A 20,550-nucleotide genomic window follows, 5' to 3' on the forward strand; every position below is an offset into this window, starting at 1 on the left:
CGGCCGAAGGTCTGATTCCCTCGTCGAGGCTCTATGGCGAGAGGGGCTGAGCCTGGCGGCTCAGCCCCTCTCTGTGGGTTCGGCGTGGAACTTCTTCAGCGCGATGAACTCCACGCCGACAGTTGGGCACATCTTGCCACTGACGCGCGGCGGCGCCTTATCGATGGTTGTGAGGTCGTACAGCATCGGAGACATATGCATTGGCTCCTTCGGCAGGGTGCCGAGTAGGGTGCCCGCGGACACCGGGCGCTGCGCCGCGGGCACCATCGAGGAGGAACCTCGACATCTCTGGAGACGGCGCCGGCGATAGGTTCGTGAGATTGTCGGTTCGATCGGCGATACGCGCGATCGGTCCAAGAGGTGGAGCATTCCGTAGGACCGGTAAGGGGCCCATGCATCTGCTTCCGCGGGGGTAGCTGCACTGAGCGCCCGGCGGGACACGAGGTCGCCGGAGGCGAAGGTGTCGGGGTGCTGAAGCGCGCGGACGGAGACGTAGTTCGGTCCACGGTCCGATTCCCGGGATCGCGAGGAGAGCTACTCGCGCCTCACTAAAGGGGTCGATCCCGCAAGTTCAGGCTGGCCAGATTCCCGAGCTTCCCCGGCGATGCGAGCCGAGTAGATGGGTGTCGACGATGCCGATCGCTTCCATGAGTGCGTACATGGTGGTCGGGCCGACGAACACGAAACCGCGCCGGCGGAGCTCCTTCGACAGCGCGACCGATTCGACGGAGGACGTGGGGATCTCGGCGAAGGTACGAGGGTGCGGCGTATCGGCGGGTTTGAATGACCAGACCAGCCCGCTGATGCCGGCGTCCTCGCGAAGTTCGATCGTCGCGCGCGCGTTGGTGATCGCGGCTTCGATCTTCTGCCGGTTGCGGACGATACCCGTGTCGGCGAGAAGGCGTTCGATGTCGCGTGCTGTGTAGGCGGCGACCGTGTCGGGGTGGAATCCGTCGAACGCGGCACGAAAGGCGGGCCGCTTGCGGAGGATCGTCGCCCATGAGAGTCCGGCCTGGAACGCTTCGAGGCTGATGCGTTCGTAGACGCCTTGCTCGTCGGTGACGGGCACGCCCCACTCGGTGTCGTAGTAGTCGCGAAGCAGTCGATCGGTCGCCGCCCACGCGGGCCGGGCGAGGCCGTCGTCTCCGACGATGACACCGGGGTCGGACCCGGGAGGCGATTCGGTCATCGGCGATGTCGTCCTTTCAGCCGGCGAGGCCGGTCGTGCGCATGGTGATGTTGATCCGGCCGCTGTCCAGGCCGCATCCGTCTGGTGCGGTGAGCGGATGGATGCGGGTGACGCCGTGGTAGGCGAGCCGGGACGCGCCCCCGAAGACGAACAGATCGCCGGAGCGGAGCAGGAGGTTGGCGTAGGGCTTGCCGCGGTTCTCGGTGTTGCCGAAGCGGAAGGTGCAGGAGTCGCCGATGGAAAGAGACACGACCGGGGCGAGGGAGCGTTCGTCCCTGTCCTGGTGCATTCCGAGGCGTGCGTTCTCGTCGTAGTAGTTCACGAGCGCCGCGTCGGGGGTGTAGGCGCCTGCTTCCGTTTCCGGGTAGCCGGCTTCGTGGAGGGCGCGCCGTCCGAGCCGAATCATCCAGTCGGGGAAGGGGAGGACCCGGGCGCCGTTGACGTCCGTCGCCTCCCGTGTGTACTTGTACGGCTGCCAGTGCCAGCCGAGGCACACGGTGCGCACCGACATCTCGTGGCCGCGGACTTTCGCGGCACGAATCGGAACAGGCCCCTGCGTCCACGAGTGGAACTGACGCACGATCCAGGCCTGCTGGTCGAGCGTCAGCCAGCCGGGCACCAGGACTGCGTCCGGGCTTGGTGTACTGCGCTCTTGAGGCTCCAGATCGGGGATGAACAGCGTCATTGTGTGTGATTCCTTAGGCTTCGTCGAAGATGAGGCGTCCTTCGCGGACGGTCCAGGGGGTGCCCTGCGAGCTCACTCCGGCGAGACCGTCGAGATCCCAAAGGCCGACGAGTTCCAATGTCTCTGGACTGCCGATGGTCGCCGTGACGAGGGCGTGTTCGGGACGCCATCGGGTCGACCACAGCAGCCGCCGGGTCATCTGGGCCCACCCGGCGGCGGGGCCGGTCATGATCCAGAGGTCTGCGCCTGCGCCCGCGAAGCGTGTCGCCTGGCGCAGCCATGACGCGGCCGTTTCCGGCCAAGTGATCGCATCGACGACTTCTCCGCCCGTTGCCTCCCAGACGGCCGCGAACTCGTCCGCGAACGCGAGTGCACGGGCCGTTCTGCCGGAGCCGATCGCGACGCGTCGTGCACCGCGGGAGCGGGCGAGGTCAGCCAACGCGGCGAGCTCGTGCTGTGGCACGGGCACTTCCGCGCGGTCCGGCGCCGACCGTTGCAGCAACGGAGTGGTCATGGTTTCCATGACTCGCCCCGCTCGCACGCGGCCTTCCACGCTGCGTACCGGTCCTTGCAGCAGGTGTTGCAGGGGCGGTAGCCGGCAGTGATCGCCGTAGCCTCGTCGGCGAAGAAGACGCGGTGTTTCAGGTAGCCGCCGCGGGCGATGGCGCGCAGCGCCGCCGGGCAGTCAAACCGACCGTAAATCCGGCTGCCGCGGTGGCCGGCCCACTCGCCCTTGACAGGGGACGAGAAAGGGGGGTCGTCCGATCCGGTGAGTGTGTAGCTCTTCGCGGTGTTCATGCGGCGTCGTGGAAGACGAGGGCCAGGGTGTGGCGCTGACCGGAGCGGATGGCGGACACGCCGTGACGAACCGGTGCGGCTGACCATCCTCGGGCCGAACGGACGGGGCGATCCCGGGTGGTGAAGAGGTAGCCGTGCCCGTGGGGCAAGAGCGTCGCCGTTCCGCGGGACTGGGCGCGGGGGCGCTGTTCCAGGAGCAAGAACTCACCTCCCGTGTGGTCGACGCCGGGCTGGTTGAGGTTGATCACGACCTGAAGGGGAAACACGAGGTCGCCATAGAGGTCGCGGTGCAGCGCGTTCCAGTCCTTCGCGCCGTAGCGGAGCAGGATCGCCGACGACCTGGTTTGTCCGGCGTCGTGGCACATCGCGAGCCATTCGTCGAGCGTGTCAGGCCACGGTGCGGGGCGGCCGAGCTTGGTCCACCAGTCGCGAGCGATTGGCAGCAGGCGCGGGTAGAGCGCCTGCTTCAGCCGTTCGATCGGTTCCGGGTAGGGCGCGGCGAAGTACTTGTACTGTCCTTCGCCGAAGCGATACCGGCCCATGTTGATCGTGCTGCGAAACAGCTCGTCGTGGCCGTACATCTCTCGGACCTGCTCGGCCTCGGTCGGAGTGAGGAGCTGCGGGAGCAGGGCGCCGCCGTACTCGTCGATCTCGGCCGTGACGGTGGCCCAGTCCGCGGCGTCGACGCGGTCGCGCCACGGATCGGTCTGGGGATTGGCGGTGGGGGTCATGCCGCGGCCTCCAGGTTCAGCAGGGCGGTCTTGGCGTCGAGGCCTCCGATGTAGCCGCCGAGGGTGCCGTCGGTGCGGAGCACGCGGTGGCAGGGAACCACGACGGGGAGAGGGTTGGTGGCGCAGGCGGTGCCGACGGCGCGGACGGCCTTCGGGTTGCCGACGAGCTCGGCGATCTGCCGGTAGCTGCGGGTCTGCCCGTAGCCGATCTCGGGCAGGTGCCGCTGCACGAGCTGCCGGAACCCGTGGGACAGCGACAGGTCGAGGGGCAGGTCGAACGCCTTCCGGCGGCGGTCGAAGTACTCGTCGATCTCGCGGGCCGCGTCGTCGAGCCGGCGGGGTGCGCGCAGGATGCGGGGGCTGATCTTCCGCGCCAGAGTCTCCAGCACGTGATCGTGGTCCTCGTTCGCGTATGCGACCCGGACGAGGCCCTTCGAGGTTGCCGCGAGAAGCAGCTTCCCGACCGGGGAGTCGATGGTGGTGTACGCGACGTCCACGAGCCCGTTGGCCTCGGCGTCACGTTCGAGCCGGGCGTGGAGGCGGGCGAGGGTGTCGGCGTCGATGGGCGTCGACAGCACGCTGAGAGTGTCGTTATCGTGTCGGATGTCGCTCATGAGAATGCTCCTTTCGTGTGTGCGCCCGGATAGTTCTTTCTGAGATTGTTCAACCCGTCGGCCGCGGCTCTTCGGGCCGCGTCGACGGTACCGCCGAGGGTCGCCGCGATCTCCGCGTGCGACATCCCGGCGAGGTATCGGAAGGTGATGGCTTGGCGCTGCTTGTCGGGCAGCTTCGCCACCGCGTCCCACAGACTCGTGTCGTCCGCTCCGGGGATGCCGAGGTTGGTCGGCGCCTCGGGGAGGGTTTCGACGGCCAGCGGGTTCCGTTTCGCGGCCCGGTGCACGTCGATTGCCTTGCGGCGGGCGATGGTCACGAGCCAGGCTTCCACGTTCGCCGTGTCCGGCAGGTCGGGGTAGGCACGCATTGCCGACAGGAAGGTTTCCGACCAGGCGTCGTCGGCTTCATGCACGCCCAGGAGCGCGCGGCAGACGCGCAACACGGTGGTGCCGTGCTGCGCGACCACCTTCTCGAACGGTTGTTTCATCTTCATCCCATGAAGTCGCTGAACGCAGGTTTACGTGAGGTCCTGTCAGAACAATCGTCCGGCGCGGACCTGAGCGGGCTCCTCGAGCTCCAACAGCGCCTGCTTGCGCTTCAGCCCGCCGGCGTAGCCGGTGAGGTTTCCGTTCGCGCCGAGCACGCGGTGGCACGGCACGAAAATGCATAGCGGGTTCGCGCCGACCGCCTGACCGACGCGGTACGCCAGACCGCGGTCGCCGAGTCGTTCTGCGATGCGACCGTAGGTCGTCGTCTCGCCGAACGGGATCTCGTTCACGATGCTCCACACCGCCTGCTGGAACGCGTCGCCGTCTGCCCGCAGCGGTAGAGCGAACTCCCGCCGGCGACCGGCGAGATAGTCCTCCAGCTGCGTGGCGGCCTCAGCAAGCAGGGCGTCGCCCGCGACCACGGCACCGAACGTCTCCTGCGCCGGACTGCGGATGTGGTGCCGGAAGTACAGGCCAGTGACCGCGTCGCCCTCGGCGACGATCGTGACCGGCCCCAGGGTGGTATTCGCCACGGTGTGTCGAGTACTCATGTCGGTTCCTTTCGCTTTCTCTGCTGTGGAGACGCACGGGGCGCCTCAAATGTGAGGCGGCTTCTGTTCAGACATGTCGAGGACTGCCGAACCTCGCGACGTCGACTCGCGCAGCGCCACAGAAAGGACGTTGCTGCTGTGCTACGCGGCGGCAAGTCGAGTAGACAGTCGTTCGCGGAGCAACGTGCTCGACACGCCGCCCGTGTAGGGGAAATAGACGATGCGGACACCGGCGGGACCGAAGAAGGACTCGTAGCGATGCCAGTCCTCGCTCCCGCGCCAGTCGTCTCCGACGAAGGTGATCCCGAAGCGGTGCCGCTCCCACGCCGAGATGCGATCCATCCGTGTTTGCGGTACGACCTCGTCCTCATGCATTGAAGACGTCCGGACGTGCGTGAATGTGAGATGGCGTCCGTGGATCGCCGAGGTTCACACGAGGTGGTTCGGGAGACCGCGTGGCGTGATCTTGACCCTGGCCGGGCGCTCTGGAGCACGATTGGCCGCCCGGCCGGGCATCACTGTGTCCCGATCCCTGCTGATTAGTCGGCCCGTCAGTCACGATGTCGGCCTCTACAAGGGGAACGGTGCTGCCGGGCAGGCATGGGACAGGCGGCGGGTTGCCGTGAACAAGAGGCAGGGGGGATCGGCCGGTGGGCGGGCGCGTCAGGCCAGGGCGTTGCGGAGCCAGTCCTCGACGCCGGCGATGTGGACGGTCGCCCAGGCGCGGGCGACCTCCGGCTGGTGGGCGGCGATGGCGTCGCAGATCGCGGTGTGCTGCTCGCGGGTCTTCTCCAGGGCGTTCTCCTGGGTGAGGCCCCGCCAGATCCTGGCCCTGGTGGTGGGACCGGAGAGGCTCTCGATGAGGGAGCAGAGCACGGCGTTGCCCGAGCCCGCCGCGATGCGCTGGTGGAACTCCAGATCGTTGGCGACGAGCTGCTCGACGCTCGGGTCTGGAGGCAGCGCGTCGAGGATCTTACGGAGTTCGGCCACCTCCGACTCGGACATGTACGTCGCCGCCATGGCGGTCGCCGCAGGTTCCAGGATCCGGCGAACCTGGAAGAACTGCAGCACCGTGTCGTCCTGATGGAAGTCGACCACGAACGACATGGCGTCGAGCAGGAGCCTCGGCTCCAGGCTGGTCACGTACGTGCCGTCGCCCTGGCGCACGTCCAGCACGTTGATCAGGGCCAGCGCCCTGACCGCCTCGCGCAGGGAGTTGCGCGAGAGGCCGAGCCGGTCGGCCAGGTCGGCCTCCTTGGGCAGCCTGCTGCCCGGGGCGAGCTCGCCGGACAGGATCATCTGCTTGATCCTGTCGATAGCGGCGTCGGTGACCGCCACTCCGCACCGTCCTCAGGTTTCGCCAGACATCCGATGTCTATGAGTGTATGGCGAACCGGACCGGATCCACCCCCGTCACCCGGCGGATGATCCCGCGAGCCTCCAGGGTGCGCAGGTGCGCCGCCGCCTCCCCGGCCGCCATCCCACGCAGCATGGGAGGGAAGTCCTCCCAGGGCCGGTTCCAGGTCATCCGTCCGGCGATCTCCCAGATGGTCAGCGGCTCCGCCGCCTCGGCGAGCAGTGCGGCCAGCCGTCGGAGCTTCTCCTCGTGGTGGATGCCGATCTCCGCCGCCCGAGCCGCCGTATCCGGAAATATCCATTCATGGGCGGGCAGGGCTTCGAGTTCGCCCATGCCCTTCACCTTCTCCAGCGACTCCAGGAAGTCGCTGAGCGGGTCGACGTCCGCCCGGTCGTACGGGTAGATGCCGATGTGCGGGGTGATCGCCGGCAGCACATGGTCGCCGGTGAAGAGCCGGTCGGCGTCCTCCAGGTGCAGGCAGACATGGCCCGGCGTGTGGCCGGGGGTCCAGATCGTACGGAGCCTGCGCCCCGGCAGGTCGATCAGGTCGCCGTCGGAGAGAACGCGGTCCGGCAGCGCGGGCGGCTTCGGCCGGTTCACGGTCACCTCCTCCACCTCGACGGTGCCCGCTCCCGCGCGGCGCAGCATGTCGGCCTGGAGGTCGCGGTGCGCGTCGCCCTCGACCTCCCGCATGAACCTGACCAGTTCGGCGTCGGCCTCGTGCATGGCGATCCACGCGCCGGACTCCTCCCTGACCTGCCCGGCCAGCCCGGCGTGGTCGGGGTGGAAGTGGGTGACGACCACCCCGCGCACGTCGCGTACGTCCATGCCGACCGCGCCCAGCCCGTCGCGCAGGGCCAGCCACGCCTCAGGGGCGTTCCAGCCCGCGTCGATGAGCACCGGCCCGGCGGGGGACTCGATCGCGTAGACCAGGGTGTAGCCGAGCGGATTGCCGGGGATCGGGACGGGCACGCTCCACACACCGCCACCGGTGTCGAACGGACGCTGCTCGCTGTACGGCCTGCGGCGGGATTTCAACGGTGCTGCTCCTTACCGGCGCCGGTCAAAGGCGCTCCAGGACGGTCGCGGTCGCGAGCGCCCCGCCCGCGCACATCGATACCAGCGCGGTCGAGGAGTCGGACCGCTCAAGCTCGTGCAGGGCGGTGGTGACCAGCCGGGAACCGGTCGCGCCGACCGGATGGCCGAGTGCGATGGCACCGCCGTTGACGTTGACCCGTTCCATGTCTGGCTTGTGCACCGATGACCAGGATAAGACCACCGCTGCGAAAGCCTCATTCACCTCGAACCTATCGATGTCCGCCGTGCTCATCCCGGTGGCGGACAGGACTTTGGCCGTCGCGTCCACCGGCCCGTCCAGGTGGTAGTACGGCTCGGCGCCGACGAGCGCCTGGGCGAGGATGCGGGCCCTGGGACGCAGGCCGTGCCGGGCGGCGGCCTCCTCGCTCATCAGCAGCACCGCCGCCGCGCCGTCGGAGATCTGCGAGGAGGTGCCCGCGGTGTGCATGCCGCCCTCGCCCATCACGGGCTTGAGCCCGGACAGCCCTTCGAGCGTGGTCTCGCGCAACCCCTGGTCCCTGCTGACGACGCGGGTCTCCCCGGTGGGCTGCCCGTCCTCGCCGAGGATCGGCGCGGTCACCGGGATGATCTCCCGGTCGAAGCGGCCCTCGGCCCACGCCGCCGCGGCGAGCCGCTGGGACCTGGCGCCGAACCCGTCGAGCCGCTCGCGGGTCAGCCCGCGCCGTCGCGCGATCCGCTCGGCGGCGGTGAACTGGTCGGGCAGGTCGATGGACCAGTCGTCGGGCCGGGGCCGGGCGGGCAGCACGTTGGAGCCGAGCGGTGCCCGGCTCATCACCTCGACGCCGCAGGCCACGCCGACGTCGATGACACCGGCCGAGATGAGCGCCGCGACCAGGTGCACGGCCTGCTGGGAGGAGCCGCACTGCGCGTCGATCGTGGTCACGCCCGTCTGGTAGGGCAGGCCGGCGTACAGCCAGGCATGCCGCCCGACATGACCGCCCTGCTCACCGGCCTGCGTGACGCACCCGGCGAAGACCTGTTCCACGGCGGCGGGGTCGATGCCCGCCCTGTCGATCAGACCACCCAGCGCCGCCGCGAGGACCGCCTGCGGCTTCAGCCCGGCGAGCCATCCGTTGCGCCTGCCGATCGGGGTTCTCACGGCTTCGACGATCACTGCACCCATACGATCTCCTCGCCCGCCGTCCCAGAACGTTGCTCTAGTCGCCTTCCAGTGCGACTGTAACGGGTTCTAGTTTCAGGTGGAAGGAGAGGGTCGGAAATCGGCGAGCAGGCGTTCGGCGGCGATCTCGATGCGCCGCTGGATCTGCTCGTAGGTGCGGCGCCCCCTGAGCATCTCCAGAAGCTCGTGCACCCAGATGCTGGACAGCGAGCCCGCGAGGGCGAACTGCTCCTCGGTGGCGGTGTCGACGGTGAGGTCGTCTCCGGCGACGCGGAGCAGTAGCCCGGTCATCCGGTCGCCGAACGGCGTCTCGACCTCGGCCATGATCAGCGAGCGGATGAGCGCGTCGGCGAGTTCGGGCTCGCGCATCAGGCCGCGGGTGGCGCGCATCAGGATGTCGACGGCCCGCCCCGAGGCCGCGGTGGCGCTGGGCGGGCGGCGCTCGATGCTGCTTTCGAGGAGGTCGATCTCCTCGCCCACGACGGCGACGACAAGATCCATCTTGGAGGGGAAGTACCGATAGAGCGTTCCCAGTGCGACTCCGGCACGTTCGGCGACGGTCCGCATCTGCATCGCCTCGACGCCGCCTCGCGAGGCGAGGGCGGCGGCGGCCTGGACGATGCGCTTGCGCCGCTGGTGCTGGCTCCTGGTGCGGACGCCCGTGGACGCCGGTTCGCTCTGCATGCCGGATGTCTTCTCGGTCGTGACCGGATCGAGGTCTCTCGGGACGGGCCTGTCGGCCGCGTGCGGGGTGACCGGCACGTCGGTGGACACATGCGGGGTACGCATGAGAACACGTTATCTGATTTCCGGATACTCCGGTGGGTTACTCGCCGGTCACAAAGACGCCCCGCGCTTACACGGCATATGCGATGTCGCGGTTATCCGGTGAGGTGTTGCGATCAGCCGGCTCTGGACACGGAATAGAATCTGTTCTACTTTTCGGAGCAGCTGGCCTGGGCATCCTGGCGGGAGGCGCAATGTCCGAAGAGACGCTGGCGGGGCTGCTGGAGCGGCGCGCCGACGACGACCGGCCCGGCCTGCTCTTCGAGGAGCGGACCTGGAGCTGGCGCGAGTACGTCGCCGAGTGCCGGGCCCGCGCCGCCCTGCTGGACGCGCGTGGCCGGAACCTGCACGTCGGCGTGCTGTTCGACAACGTTCCCGAGGTGCTGTTCCTGCTGGGCGGGGCCGCGCTCTCCGGTCACGTGGTCGTCGCGCTGAACACCACCAGGAGCGCCGCCGAACTCGCCCGCGACGCGGACGCGACACATGTCGACCTGATCCTGCACGAGCCCGCCCACGCCACCCTCGCGGCCGACCTCGCCGCGCTCCGCGATCCGGAATCGGCCCGCTCCCGGCCATCCGCCGATCCCGCCGCGCCGTCGCCCGCTCCTTTGGCGGGCCCGGTACGCGAGGACGCGCTGACGATGCTGATCTTCACGTCGGGGACCTCGGGACGGCCCAGGGCGGTGAAGATCACGCAGCGGAAGATCGCGGTTCCGGGGGCGAGCCTGGCGGCGATGCTGTCGCCGCAGGACGTCGTCTACTGCTCGATGCCGCTCTTCCACTCCGGGGCGATCATGGCCGCGTACGCCCCGGCGGTGGCGTCGGGGGCGGCGCTGGTGCTGCGGCGGAGGTTCTCGGCCTCGGGCCTGATGCCCGACGTCAGGCGCTACGGGGTCACCTACCTGCACTACGTGGGCAAGGCGCTCTCCTACGTGCTGGCCACCCCGGCGGAGCCATCGGACGCGGAGAACACCCTAAAGATCGCGTTCGGCAACGAGGGCAGCGCCACCGCGGTCAGCCGGTTCGGGGAGCGTTTCGGCTGCTACGTCATCGACGCGTTCGGGTCCACCGAGACCGCGATCTCGATCACCCCCGCCCCGTCCGGGCCACCGGGATGCCTGGGCAGGCTCCCCGAGGAGGTCGAGATCCGCGACCCCGCCACGGGGGAAAGGTGCCCGGTCGCGGTCTTCGAGGACGGGCGGCTGCTCAACGCGGGCGAGGCGATCGGGGAGCTGGTCAACACCCGCGGACTGGGCCTGTTCGACGGCTATTACAACGACCCCGACGCCGACCGCGAGCGCGTCAGGCGGGGCGCGTTCTGGTCGGGGGACCTGGCCTACGCCGACGCCGACGGTTACGTGTTCTTCGCCGGGCGGGGCACCGAGCGGCTCCGGGTGGACGGGGAGAACCTGGCGGTCGCGCCGATAGAGGCGGTCGTGCGCGAGTTCCCCGGCGTGGTCGAGGCGGCCGTCTACCCCGTACCGGACGCCGCGGCGGGCGACCAGGTGATGGCGGCCCTGGTGCTGCGGGACGGCTTCGATCCCGAGGCGTTCGCGGGCTTCCTGGCCGGCAGGAAGGACGTGGGCCCCAAGGCCATACCCCGATATATCCGGATCAGCGCGGAACTGCCGCAGACCGCGTCCAACAAGGTCATCAAGCGGATCCTCGCCGCCGAGGCATGGCACACCGGCGACCCCGTCTGGTGGCGCCCACCCGGGCAGGCGTCCTGGCGGCCACTCACCCCCGAGGACGCCAGCCGCATCGACGACGAGTTCATCCAGCACGGCCGACGGCAACCCTGGAGCGCCAGTGGATTTCAATCTTGACGAGACCCAGACCGACCTGCGTGAACTCGCGGTCGACCTCCTCGGCAGGGAGGTGACCTCGGCCAGGCTCGAAGCCCACGAGAAGAGCGGCGCCCCCTACGACGCGGCCCTGTGGCGCTCCCTGGCCCAGGCGGGACTGCTCGGCGTCTGCCTGCCGGAGGAGGCCGGCGGGGCCGGGCTGGGTCCGGTGGAGATGGCGGTCATCCTGCGGGAGATCGGCGCCCACGTGGCGCCGGTCCCCGCCGAGCAGAGCCTGGTCGCCGCGCAGGTGATCGCCAGGTATGGCTCCCGCGAGCAGCGCGAGGCACTGGCCCCGCTGGCGGACGGTGAGATCTCGCTGGCCGCCGCGCCGTCCGAGCCGGGACGTGACCTCGGCGCCCCGCCCGCCACGACCGCGCGTGAGGACGGCTCCGGGTGGGTGCTGCACGGCGCCAGGACCACGACGCCCTACGCGGCCCAGGCCGCGAAGATCCTCGTTCCGGCCACCACGGGGACGGGCGTCGGCCTGTTCCTGGTGGACCCCGCCGAGACGACACAGCACCGGGTGACGCTCTCCACCGGCGAGCCGGCCGCCGCGCTGAGCCTGGCGGGCACTCCCGGCGAGCTCGTCGGCGCCGCGGACGGTGTCGCGGCCGACGGCCTGCGCAGGCTGGTGCTGGCCGGGAACATCGCGGTCACCTCCGGAGTGCTGGCCGGAGCGCTGGCGCTCACCACCGAGTACATCAGGACGCGCAGGCAGTTCGACCGGGCGCTGGCCGAGTTCCAGGCGGTCACCGTGCAGATCGCCGACGTCTACATCGCCGGTCGGGCACTGGACGTGGCCGTCTGGTCAGGGGCGTGGCGGCTGGCCGAGGGGGCCGACTCCGAGGCCGAGGCCGACCTGGCCGTCGGCGCGCTGACCGCCACCGACCAGGCGCTGCGGGCGCTCTACACCTGCCAGCACCTGCACGGCGGGATCGGCGTGGACGTGACCTACCCGCTGCACCGCTACTTCGCCTGGGGCAAGCACCACGCCCACCTGCTGGGCGGGGTGGAAGCCCGGCTCGACATGATCGGAGCGCTCGTCTGATGCTGATCGACCTGACTCCCGAGCAGCAGAGGCTCCGCGCCGAGCTGCGCGAGTACTTCCAGTCCTGCCTCACCGCCGCCGACCGCAAGAAGATCTCCACCGACCCGTTCGGCCACGCCTACATGGAGCACTGCCGCAACCTCGGACGTGCCGGCAAGCTCGGTCTCGGCTGGCCCAAGGAGTACGGCGGCGGCGGGTACGGCCCGCTGGAGCAGCAGATCTTCGCCAACGAGATCGCCCGCGCCGAGGTGCCGTACCCGATCATCACGGTGCAGACCGTCGGGCCGACCCTCATGCAGTACGGCACGGCGGCGCAGAAGGAGTTCTTCCTGCCGCGCATCCTGGCCGGAGAGTGCCACTTCGCGATCGGCTACAGCGAGCCGGGGGCCGGCACCGACCTGGCGTCGCTGCGCACCACCGCGGTCCGCGACGGCGACCACTACGTGGTCAACGGGCAGAAGATCTTCACCTCGGGCGCACACTACTCCCAGTACATCTGGCTCGCCGCCCGCACCAACCCGGACGCGAAGAAGCACCGGGGGATCACCATGATGATCGTCGACTGCGCCGACCCCGGCTTCTCCTGGACGCCCATCCTGACGATGGACGGGCGCCACCACACCAACTCCACCTACTACTCCGACGTCCGGGTGCCGGTGGACATGGTCGTGGGGGAGGAGAACAAGGGCTGGGACCTGATCGTCAACCAGCTCAACCACGAGCGGGTCACGCTCGGCCCGGCGGGCAACATCGCGCACACCTACGACCGGTTCCTGGCCTGGGCCCGCCGTACCGGCGCGATCGAGGAACCCGCGGTGCGCAGGGCGCTCGGCCAGGTCTACGCCTACTTCCGTACCAACGAGCTGCTGAACTGGCAGGTCGCGGCCAACATGGACCTCGGCTGGCTGGGCGCCCCCGACGCCTCGGCCACCAAGGTCTACGGCTCCGAGCGGCTGCAGGACGTCGGCCGGATCGTCGGCGAGGTGCTGGCCCGCTTCGGCGACCCGTCCGACCCCGGCACCGCCGACCTGATGGAGCGCGTCGACCGCGGCGCCAAGGGCGCCCTGGTGCTCACCTTCGGCGGCGGCGTCAACGAGGTACAGCGCGAGCTCATCGCCATGCTCGGCCTGAGCCTGCCGAGGCCGCCCCGATGACCGCGACGGCGGAGCCCAGCGACCTGCACGAGCGGCTCACCGCCCTGGCCGAGCGGCAGATCGCCGCGGGCGAGGTGCTCGGGGTCGCGGCGGCGGACCCGGTGAACGCCCCGATGATCCGGCACTGGACCGACGCCCTGGGCGACGCCAACCCGATCTACACCGACCCCGAGGCGGCCGCGGCCGGGGTGCACGGGCAGATCGTGGCGCCACCGGCGATGATCCAGGTCTGGACCATGCCCGGCGTGAGCAGGGACCGCAAGCAGGCGGGCACCCCGGTCGACACCGTGCTCGCGATGCTGGACGGCAACGGCTACACCGGCGTGGTCGCCACCAACTGCGAACAGACCTACCACCGTTACCTGAGGCTCGGCGAGTCCCCGGTCCCGGCCACCCGGTTCACCGGCCTGGCCGGCCCGAAACGGACCGCGCTCGGCGAGGGCTACTTCGTCACCTGGAACGTCACCTGGTACGTGGCCGGCGAGGCGGTGGCCGAGATGCTGTTCCGGGTGCTGAAGTTCAGGCCCAGGGAGCGGGCGAAGGAACCCGCGGGAAACGGGCAGGCGGCCGGAGAGGGTACGCCCCCGGCTCGTGCGGGCACGCCCGCGACGGGCGGTAACGGGTCGGCGGCCCGCCGGGACGCGCCCGCGGCCGATGGGGACGCACCCGCTCGCGCGCCGTACCCGCTGAGACCCGCCGTCAACGCCGACACCGCGTTCTTCTGGGAGGGCGCCGCCGAAGGTGAGCTCCGGATCCAGAAGTGCGCCGACTGCGGCGAGCTCCGCCACCCGCCGGGACCGGTCTGCCCCTCGTGCCGCTCGGCCGCGCGCACGTACCTGACGGCGAGTGGTGAGGGCGAGGTCTACAGCTATGTCGTCCACCACAACCCCCCGGTGCCGGGCCTTGGGACGCCTTTCGTGGTCGCGGTGGTGGAACTGCCGGAAGGTGTGCGGATCGTGGGCAACGTGGTGGACTGCGTTCCTTCACGGGTGGGTATCGGTATGCCGGTGCGCCTGACGTATCGCCAGATGGACGACGAGCTGATCCTGCCCATGTGGGTCCCCCGGGAGGCGTGATGCGGACACTTACCGACGACGAGGTGCGGGTCGGAGCCGTCCTCCCCGAGCTCGCGATCGAGCTGACCCCCACCGTGGTCGTCTCGACCGCACTCGCGACCATGGACTTCACCCCCGTCCACCACGACGTCGAGGGCGCGAGGGCACAGGGGTCGAAGGACATCTTCCTCAACATCCTGACCACGATGGGCCTCGTCGAGCGCTACGTCACCGACTGGGCCGGACCCGAGGCGATCATCCGCGGCATCAACGTCAAGCTCGGCGTCCCCGCGTACGCGGGCGACAGACTGGCCTTCAGCGGCGCCGTCCTCGCCTGCGAGGACGGCGAGTTCACGGTCGAGGTCCGCGGCAGGGTCAGCCTCGGCGACCACGCCTCGGGCACCGTCAGGTTCGCCCTCCCGTAGAAAGGCCCTCACCAGCGTGGTCTCCTTTTCCGGGAGTACGGCCGTCGCCGGCATCGGCGCGACCGAGTTCTCCAAGCAGTCAGGCCGGTCCGAGCTCCAGCTCGCCGCCGAGGCCGTGTTCGCGGCGCTCAACGACGCGGGCCTGGCGCCCTCGGACGTGGACGGCCTCGTCACCTACACCCAGGACGCCAACCAGGAGATCTCCGTGGCCCGCGAGGTGGGCATCGGCGACCTGTCGTTCTTCTCCCGTGTCCACTACGGCGGCGGCGCGGCCTGCGGAACCGTGCTGCACGCGGCGATGGCCGTCGCCACCGGGGTCGCCGAGACCGTGGTCTGCTACCGGGCGTTCAACGAGCGCTCCGGACGCAGGTTCGGCCAGCCCAACCCCGGGATCGGCGGCGAGCCCACGTCCCACGGTCTGGACATGAGCTGGCACCTGCCGTACGGGCTGATGACTCCGGCCGCCTGGGTCGCCATGTTCGCCCGGCGCTACATGCACGCCTACGGCGCCACCTCCGAGGATTTCGGCAGGGTGGCGGTGGCCATGCGCAGGCACGCCGCCACCAACCCGGCCGCCTGGTTCCACGGGCGCCCGATCACGTTGGAGGAGCACCAGGCGTCGAAGTGGATCGCGGAGCCGCTGCACCTGCTCGACTGCTGCCAGGAGAGCGACGGCGCGGTGGCGCTGGTGGTCACCTCCGCCGAACGGGCCAGGGATCTGCGCAGGTCACCCGCGCTGATCACCGCCGCCGCCCAGGGCGCGGGCGCCGGTCAGATGACGATGACCAGCTACTACCGCGACGACATGACGGGCCTGCCGGAGATGGGGGTGGTCGGCGGCCGGCTGTGGAAGCAGTCCGGGCTCGGGCCCTCGGACATGCAGGCGGCCATCCTGTACGACCACTTCACCCCGTTCGTGCTCACCCAGCTGGAGGAGCTGGGCTTCTGCGGGCGCGGCGAGGCCCGCGACTACGTCGCCGACGGCGGCATCGAGATCGACGGCCGCCTGCCGGTCAACCCGCACGGCGGCCAGCTCGGCGAGGCGTACATCCACGGGATGAACGGCATCGCCGAGGCCGTCAGGCAGATCCGCGGCACCTCGGCCAACCAGCTCGCCTCGGTACGCAACGTGCTGGTCACCGCGGGCACGGGCGTGCCGACCAGCGGGCTGGTCCTGTCGGCGGAGTGAGCCGGCGCCACTCGCGGCCGGGCGGGCTCGGAAACGGAGCGGAAGCAGGATCGGCACGGGGAAAGGGCGAACGCGGGAAGGGCGAACGCGGGAAAGGCGCGGCCGGTGGGCCGCGCCCTTCGTGTCACGCGTGTGGGTCGCACGCGTGTGGTCACCGCCTGGCGGGTTCGCGCTCGGCGGGACGTTTCGCGGAGGCCGCGTGCCCGGCGGGAGGCCGGGTACGCGGTCGTTCGGTGGCTCCGGTGGTCGCGGAGGGCGGATCACCCACACCGGCCGCCCGGTCGTTCAGCAGCTCAGGTTGTTGCCCGGGGGGGTACCGAGGATCTGCGTGAAGCTCTGGTAGGCGTTGATCCGGCTCTGCACCTGCGCCGGGTTCCTGCCGTCGCACTCCAGGCTGCCGTTGATGCTGCGGATCGTCTGGCCGAAGCCGTGGCCGTTGACCATCGCGTTGTGCGCCGTCATCGTGCCGGGGCCGTTCTGGGTGTTCCAGTACCACAGGGCGGTCTTCCAGGCCACCGCCGCGTCGTTCTGCACCAGGTACGGGTTGCCGAGCAGGTTGATGCCGAGCGCGTCGCCGGCCGCCTTGTAGTTGAAGTTCCAGCTCAGCTGGATCGGGCCGCGCCCGTAGTAGGCCGCCTGGCCGGCGGGGCAGCCGTAGGGCTGGCTCGCGTCGCAGTAGTGCGGGTAGTTCGCGGTGTTCTGCTCAACGATGTGGACCAGCCCGCCGGTCTCATGGTTGACGTTGGCGAGGAAGGCGGCCGCCTCCTGCTTCCTGACGGTGTCACTGCCGGTCTTCGCGAAGCCGGGGTAGGCGCTCAGCGCGGCGGTCAGCCCGCTGTAGGTGTAGAAGGGGTTCCGGTTCGGGAACATCTGGTTGAACTGTGCCTGGCTCACCACGAAGCCCGAGGTGGGCGGGTCGGTGGGCGGCGTCGTGCCGCCGCAGGTGTACGGGTCCCAGTACCAGGTGCTGATCACCGGGTCGTAGCCGGGGTTGTCGTGCTCGGCGATGTAGTACCGGCCGTCGGTGTACTTGACGATGCTGCCGGCGACGTACCAGGTGCCCGCCGCCCAGTTCGGGTGGTTGCAGTTGCCCGTGGGCGGCGTCGTGCCGCCGCAGGTGCCCTTGTCGGCCCAGACGTCGGCGGTGCCCGGCCTCTCGTTCTGGGTCCACCACTTCGCGGACCAGTTGTGGCCGTTGTACGAGGCGGTCATGCCGCCGGTGTAGACGGCCGAGGAACTCCACGCGGCCGCGCAGCTCTCGGCGGAGGCGGAGGACGTCGGCAGGACGACCGCGAGCACGCCGGTGACCGCCAGGGCGGCGAGGGCGGCCATGATGCGCTGTCTCAACACTTGATCACTCCCATGGGGGGAAACCGGATGGTGTGGGGTGTCCGGACGGTCGGACTTTCGCGCGGTGACGGCCCGCGTCATCGCGTTCGCGCAGCTCATACCTGGATCGGGCGGGTCTGCCGCGAGGTGCGGGGCTACCAATCCGATCTTTCTCTTAAGAAAGTTTCCTAAGAGTTGCCGTGATACTAGCCTTGACAGATCACTGTCACAACCCGTTCGGACATCGGGTCCCGCCATTGCGGGCCGGGTGCGTTCCAAACGCGGGGAATCTCGCGCGCCGCCGGTTCACCAGGGCGCGATCCGTCCGGTTAGCTATTAAATGTAACTTTTATCGGCGTTTAGGGTGCCACTATTGCGGCATGTTGGAATCCCTCGGGCTCGATCCTGTGGAGGAGCGCGTCTACCGGTTCCTGGTGACGACCGCGGAGGCGGATGTCACCGACCTCATCGGGAATCTGGGCATCGATGCCGAGACGGCGGAGACGGTGCTGGTCGCCATGCGGGTCAGGGGACTGATCAGGACGGTCTCTCCCGGCAGGCGGCGGTTCGCCGCCGTGGCACCGGACATCGTGCTGGGCTCGCAACTCCTCCGCCACCAGCAGGCGCTCGACTGGGCTCGGCGTGAGGTGGAGCGGCTGTCCGAGGAGTACCGGGACAACGCCCGCCGCCGCGACGCGGGCCTGCAGGTCGAGGTCCTGTCCGACCACGCCACGTTCCGGGAGCGGTTCGACCAGCCGTTCGAGGGTTACCGGGAGCGGGCGACGCCGCTGCGGATCATCGAGGGGACGACGCCCTGCCCGCTCGGCTCCGATGACCTCTACCTGCTCGCACTGCTGGTCGCCGGCGTGCCGGACGCGTCGATCGCCGCCCAGCTGGGGGTCAGCCGGCGGACCGTGCGGCGGCGCGTCGCGAACGTCATGGAACTCGCCGGCGCCCAGACCCGCATGCAGCTGGCCTGGCGCGCCGCCACCGAAGGCTGGCTCTGACCCGCGGGGCGGGCGAACCCGGGGTGAGCGGGCCCCACGCCGCCCACGGGGTCCTGTGCCGCATCACCTGCCGCCAGGAGGTGTCACCCGAGGTGACATTACTCGGCACGCTCGGCCCCGGTACGAACCCGCCGCCGCTCTCGTGGTACCCGGCGTTCACCCGGGCCGGGTTCTTCGAGTCGGACTCGTAGACGATCTGCTGGGGACGCGGCGTCTTTCGGGTTCATCGCCTCGGATGCCTGGATCAGGAGTTGTACGGCCCCCTTCCCGAAGGCGATATGGCGCCAGGTGTAAAATGGCGGATCGGAAACGTACATTAAACGGCAACGGCGCAGCTTGATGACGGTGTGCGGACGGTTGGGCGCACCGCCCTGACATATGTTTCCACTCCATCGCAACCAAAAATCGATCATTTTCTCGGCGTGATCGCGCTGACACGGCTCGCGTAGCGTTGTTCGCGGCGCATGTTGCCGTTCCGTTGTTCTCCGACCCCTGAGGCTTACGGTAATCGGGCGCTGCGGCTGTGGAATGAGCGCTCCGGTGCTCTGAATTTGCATAGGGCTTTGCCGCGGCAATGGCTATGTGTGCTTGCTGTCCGCTACGGTAGAGAGTGTGACGGTATGGAATGTTTGATTACCTCCGGCACCGAGGGTGCCCTGGTGCAGTGACCCGTGAGCAGAAAACTCTCGCCGTCGGCTGACCGATCGGGAAGTGTCTTCGTTCAGAAGAGGGGTCTCTGCCTTCAAAGCTCGAACCGGCGAACACCACTGACAAAGGGGTGCCGTTCTCCATGAAAAGAACAGCGAGATTATGACTTCTGGTTACGTCTTTCTTTGCGGTGCTTTTCGCCATGAGCTGGAGCGGCTTCCGCAAGCCAAACCAGCGACGCAAGCTACACGGGCCGGCACGGTAACGGCCGGCCCGGCCAAATCCCGACTGGGTTAAGGACGTCGGCCCCCGACACGGTCGGCGCCGGCCGGCGAGGAAACGCTGAATTGGCCTGTCATCTCTTCTCTCCCTGCTACCTGACAGGAGGAGGATCATGAGGATGTTCGCGCTTCCAGAACCGCGGAGAACCCAGCGGCGGCCTGTGCTCGCGCTCGCGGTGGCCGTCTTGACGATCGGCGCCCAGGGCGCCGCAGCACCCGCCGCCCATGCCGCCCCGCTCGCGACCGCGAACGCCGTCGAGGGGACGCCACAGGGCAACGTGGTGATCGAGTGGAACCGGACCCTGCTCAACCTCACCATCGCCGATGCCACCATCGGCGTCTACAACGCCAAGTACCACTACCGGTTCTGGCGGCCGATCACCGCCATCCGCTCCGCCGCAGGCAACCCACGGATCAAACCCGACCCCGCATGGACCCCATTGACACGGGCTGAGCACCGTCGGTCGCCATGAGTCACTACACGGGCAACGCTGAGCGGGCTGTTACGAGGGCGCCGGCGGCCGGAATCACGGAAGGGAGCAGACGAACATGGGAGCAGCACGGACGATGTCACCCCGCCCGGTCTGGCTGCGGCCGGCGGTGGCCGCCGGGCTCGCCCTGGCCGTGGCGGCGGCCTTGTACGCGTTCGGCCGGATACACACTCCGGACTACGCCGGCAGCCTGTTCGGACGCCGTGGCAACGACGCGAACCTGCTGAAGGCGCAACTCGGCACCGCCCTGCTGGGCCTGGCCCTCTACCAGCTCATATTGGCGCTGTGGATGTACCGGCGGCTACCCGGGGCCGGCGCAGCCCCCCGCCCGGTACCCCTCGCCCACCGCATCGGCGGAGCCGTGCTGTTCGTGCTCTCCCTCCCCGTCGCCTACCACTGCATCACCACCTACGGAGTGCAGCTGGACAACGCCCGGGTCGCCCTGCACTCCCTCGCCGGCTGCTTCTTCTACGGCGCATTCGCCGCGAAGGTACTCCTCGTCCGCAGCCGGTACCTACCCGCCTGGGCGTTGCCGGTCGCCGGCGGCACCCTGGTCACCCTCATCGCGATCCTGTGGTCCTCAGCGGCACTCTGGCAGCTGACCCAGCCGTAGCTTGGCGGAGCTCCCACGGCGGTTCCATTGCCGACCTGCGGAGAT

At 69.4% G+C, this 20,550-nt stretch carries 25 protein-coding genes; 10 read left to right on the top strand and 15 right to left on the bottom strand.

Features of this window, described 5'->3' with window-relative positions; all coding sequences use genetic code 11:
• Positions 1-60 precede the first annotated feature (60 nt).
• The 14 genes from ABZU75_RS24720 to ABZU75_RS24785 all read right to left on the bottom strand — a co-directional run bounded on the left by ABZU75_RS24720 (position 61) and on the right by ABZU75_RS24785 (position 9,316).
• On the bottom strand, positions 61-195 hold the full coding sequence (locus tag ABZU75_RS24720; protein WP_355558539.1) for a hypothetical protein: 135 nt from the start codon (positions 193-195) through the stop codon (positions 61-63).
• 376 nt (positions 196-571) lie between these two features.
• Positions 572-1,189: a DNA-3-methyladenine glycosylase I gene (locus ABZU75_RS24725; protein WP_355558542.1), complete on the bottom strand. Its 618-nt coding sequence runs from the start codon at positions 1,187-1,189 to the stop codon at positions 572-574.
• A 16-nt stretch (positions 1,190-1,205) separates the two neighbouring features.
• Positions 1,206-1,874 carry an alpha-ketoglutarate-dependent dioxygenase AlkB gene (locus ABZU75_RS24730; RefSeq protein WP_355558544.1) on the bottom strand — a complete coding sequence of 223 codons (669 nt, stop codon included), beginning with the start codon at positions 1,872-1,874 and terminating at the stop codon, positions 1,206-1,208.
• Positions 1,875-1,887: 13 nt separating this feature from the next.
• Positions 1,888-2,397 carry a hypothetical protein gene (locus ABZU75_RS24735; RefSeq protein ID WP_355558547.1) on the bottom strand — a complete coding sequence of 170 codons (510 nt, stop codon included), beginning with the start codon at positions 2,395-2,397 and terminating at the stop codon, positions 1,888-1,890.
• Entirely contained in the window at positions 2,385-2,672 is a 288-nt protein-coding gene (locus ABZU75_RS24740) for an Ada metal-binding domain-containing protein (protein WP_355558550.1), read from the bottom strand. The genes ABZU75_RS24735 and ABZU75_RS24740 overlap by 13 nt, the downstream gene beginning before the upstream one ends.
• Positions 2,669-3,403: a 2OG-Fe(II) oxygenase gene (locus ABZU75_RS24745; RefSeq protein WP_355558553.1), complete on the bottom strand. Its 735-nt coding sequence runs from the start codon at positions 3,401-3,403 to the stop codon at positions 2,669-2,671. Before ABZU75_RS24745 ends, ABZU75_RS24740 begins: the two co-directional genes overlap by 4 nt.
• Complete coding sequence (locus tag ABZU75_RS24750; protein ID WP_355558556.1) at positions 3,400-4,017, bottom strand: methylated-DNA--[protein]-cysteine S-methyltransferase; 618 nt, start codon at positions 4,015-4,017, stop codon at positions 3,400-3,402. The genes ABZU75_RS24745 and ABZU75_RS24750 overlap by 4 nt, the downstream gene beginning before the upstream one ends.
• On the bottom strand, positions 4,014-4,511 hold the full coding sequence (locus ABZU75_RS24755; RefSeq protein WP_355558559.1) for an RNA polymerase sigma factor: 498 nt from the start codon (positions 4,509-4,511) through the stop codon (positions 4,014-4,016). The genes ABZU75_RS24750 and ABZU75_RS24755 overlap by 4 nt, the downstream gene beginning before the upstream one ends.
• A gap of 39 nt (positions 4,512-4,550) precedes the next feature.
• Complete coding sequence (locus tag ABZU75_RS24760) at positions 4,551-5,039, bottom strand: methylated-DNA--[protein]-cysteine S-methyltransferase (RefSeq protein ID WP_355558562.1); 489 nt, start codon at positions 5,037-5,039, stop codon at positions 4,551-4,553.
• A gap of 159 nt (positions 5,040-5,198) precedes the next feature.
• Positions 5,199-5,399, bottom strand: coding sequence for a hypothetical protein (locus tag ABZU75_RS24765; protein WP_355558565.1), 201 nt, complete (start codon positions 5,397-5,399; stop codon positions 5,199-5,201).
• A gap of 321 nt (positions 5,400-5,720) precedes the next feature.
• Positions 5,721-6,395, bottom strand: a complete 675-nt coding sequence (locus ABZU75_RS24770) for a FadR/GntR family transcriptional regulator (RefSeq protein ID WP_350914414.1) — start codon at positions 6,393-6,395, stop codon at positions 5,721-5,723.
• A gap of 37 nt (positions 6,396-6,432) precedes the next feature.
• Positions 6,433-7,452, bottom strand: a complete 1,020-nt coding sequence (locus ABZU75_RS24775; RefSeq protein WP_355558569.1) for an MBL fold metallo-hydrolase — start codon at positions 7,450-7,452, stop codon at positions 6,433-6,435.
• Between the two features lie 25 nt (positions 7,453-7,477).
• On the bottom strand, positions 7,478-8,635 hold the full coding sequence (locus ABZU75_RS24780) for a steroid 3-ketoacyl-CoA thiolase (RefSeq protein WP_350914418.1): 1,158 nt from the start codon (positions 8,633-8,635) through the stop codon (positions 7,478-7,480).
• A gap of 72 nt (positions 8,636-8,707) precedes the next feature.
• Positions 8,708-9,316: a TetR family transcriptional regulator gene (locus ABZU75_RS24785; protein WP_030913896.1), complete on the bottom strand. Its 609-nt coding sequence runs from the start codon at positions 9,314-9,316 to the stop codon at positions 8,708-8,710.
• A 296-nt stretch (positions 9,317-9,612) separates the two neighbouring features.
• On the opposite strand from ABZU75_RS24785, the gene ABZU75_RS24790 reads away from it, so the two are divergent.
• The 6 genes from ABZU75_RS24790 to ABZU75_RS24815 are packed head-to-tail and all read left to right on the top strand — an operon-like array spanning position 9,613 to position 16,136.
• Positions 9,613-11,244, top strand: a complete 1,632-nt coding sequence (locus tag ABZU75_RS24790; protein WP_355558572.1) for an AMP-binding protein — start codon at positions 9,613-9,615, stop codon at positions 11,242-11,244.
• A complete protein-coding gene (locus tag ABZU75_RS24795; protein ID WP_355558575.1) occupies positions 11,228-12,313 on the top strand; it encodes an acyl-CoA dehydrogenase family protein in 1,086 nt (361 codons plus the stop codon). Before ABZU75_RS24790 ends, ABZU75_RS24795 begins: the two co-directional genes overlap by 17 nt.
• Positions 12,313-13,467, top strand: coding sequence for an acyl-CoA dehydrogenase family protein (locus ABZU75_RS24800; protein WP_355558578.1), 1,155 nt, complete (start codon positions 12,313-12,315; stop codon positions 13,465-13,467). The genes ABZU75_RS24795 and ABZU75_RS24800 overlap by 1 nt, the downstream gene beginning before the upstream one ends.
• Positions 13,464-14,543: a bifunctional MaoC family dehydratase N-terminal/OB-fold nucleic acid binding domain-containing protein gene (locus ABZU75_RS24805; RefSeq protein ID WP_355558581.1), complete on the top strand. Its 1,080-nt coding sequence runs from the start codon at positions 13,464-13,466 to the stop codon at positions 14,541-14,543. The genes ABZU75_RS24800 and ABZU75_RS24805 overlap by 4 nt, the downstream gene beginning before the upstream one ends.
• Complete coding sequence (locus tag ABZU75_RS24810; protein WP_350914428.1) at positions 14,543-14,947, top strand: MaoC/PaaZ C-terminal domain-containing protein; 405 nt, start codon at positions 14,543-14,545, stop codon at positions 14,945-14,947. The genes ABZU75_RS24805 and ABZU75_RS24810 overlap by 1 nt, the downstream gene beginning before the upstream one ends.
• Positions 14,948-14,963: 16 nt before the next feature.
• Positions 14,964-16,136, top strand: a complete 1,173-nt coding sequence (locus tag ABZU75_RS24815) for a lipid-transfer protein (RefSeq protein ID WP_355558585.1) — start codon at positions 14,964-14,966, stop codon at positions 16,134-16,136.
• A 285-nt stretch (positions 16,137-16,421) separates the two neighbouring features.
• On the opposite strand, the gene ABZU75_RS24820 is transcribed toward ABZU75_RS24815, so the two are convergent.
• On the bottom strand, positions 16,422-17,486 hold the full coding sequence (locus ABZU75_RS24820) for a glycoside hydrolase family 19 protein (protein WP_355558588.1): 1,065 nt from the start codon (positions 17,484-17,486) through the stop codon (positions 16,422-16,424).
• A 359-nt stretch (positions 17,487-17,845) separates the two neighbouring features.
• Between ABZU75_RS24820 and ABZU75_RS24825 the strand changes: the two genes are divergently transcribed.
• The 4 genes from ABZU75_RS24825 to ABZU75_RS24840 all read left to right on the top strand — a co-directional run bounded on the left by ABZU75_RS24825 (position 17,846) and on the right by ABZU75_RS24840 (position 20,505).
• On the top strand, positions 17,846-18,472 hold the full coding sequence (locus ABZU75_RS24825; protein WP_355558591.1) for a helix-turn-helix domain-containing protein: 627 nt from the start codon (positions 17,846-17,848) through the stop codon (positions 18,470-18,472).
• 23 nt (positions 18,473-18,495) lie between these two features.
• Positions 18,496-18,663 carry a hypothetical protein gene (locus tag ABZU75_RS24830; RefSeq protein ID WP_355558595.1) on the top strand — a complete coding sequence of 56 codons (168 nt, stop codon included), beginning with the start codon at positions 18,496-18,498 and terminating at the stop codon, positions 18,661-18,663.
• 851 nt (positions 18,664-19,514) lie between these two features.
• Positions 19,515-19,874 carry a hypothetical protein gene (locus ABZU75_RS24835; RefSeq protein WP_355558598.1) on the top strand — a complete coding sequence of 120 codons (360 nt, stop codon included), beginning with the start codon at positions 19,515-19,517 and terminating at the stop codon, positions 19,872-19,874.
• 76 nt (positions 19,875-19,950) lie between these two features.
• Complete coding sequence (locus ABZU75_RS24840) at positions 19,951-20,505, top strand: DUF6529 family protein (RefSeq protein ID WP_355558601.1); 555 nt, start codon at positions 19,951-19,953, stop codon at positions 20,503-20,505.
• The last annotated feature ends 45 nt before the right edge of the window (positions 20,506-20,550 follow it).

It is taken from the genome of Streptosporangium sp. NPDC005286 (assembly GCF_040607515.1).
Taxonomy (GTDB): domain Bacteria; phylum Actinomycetota; class Actinomycetes; order Streptosporangiales; family Streptosporangiaceae; genus Streptosporangium.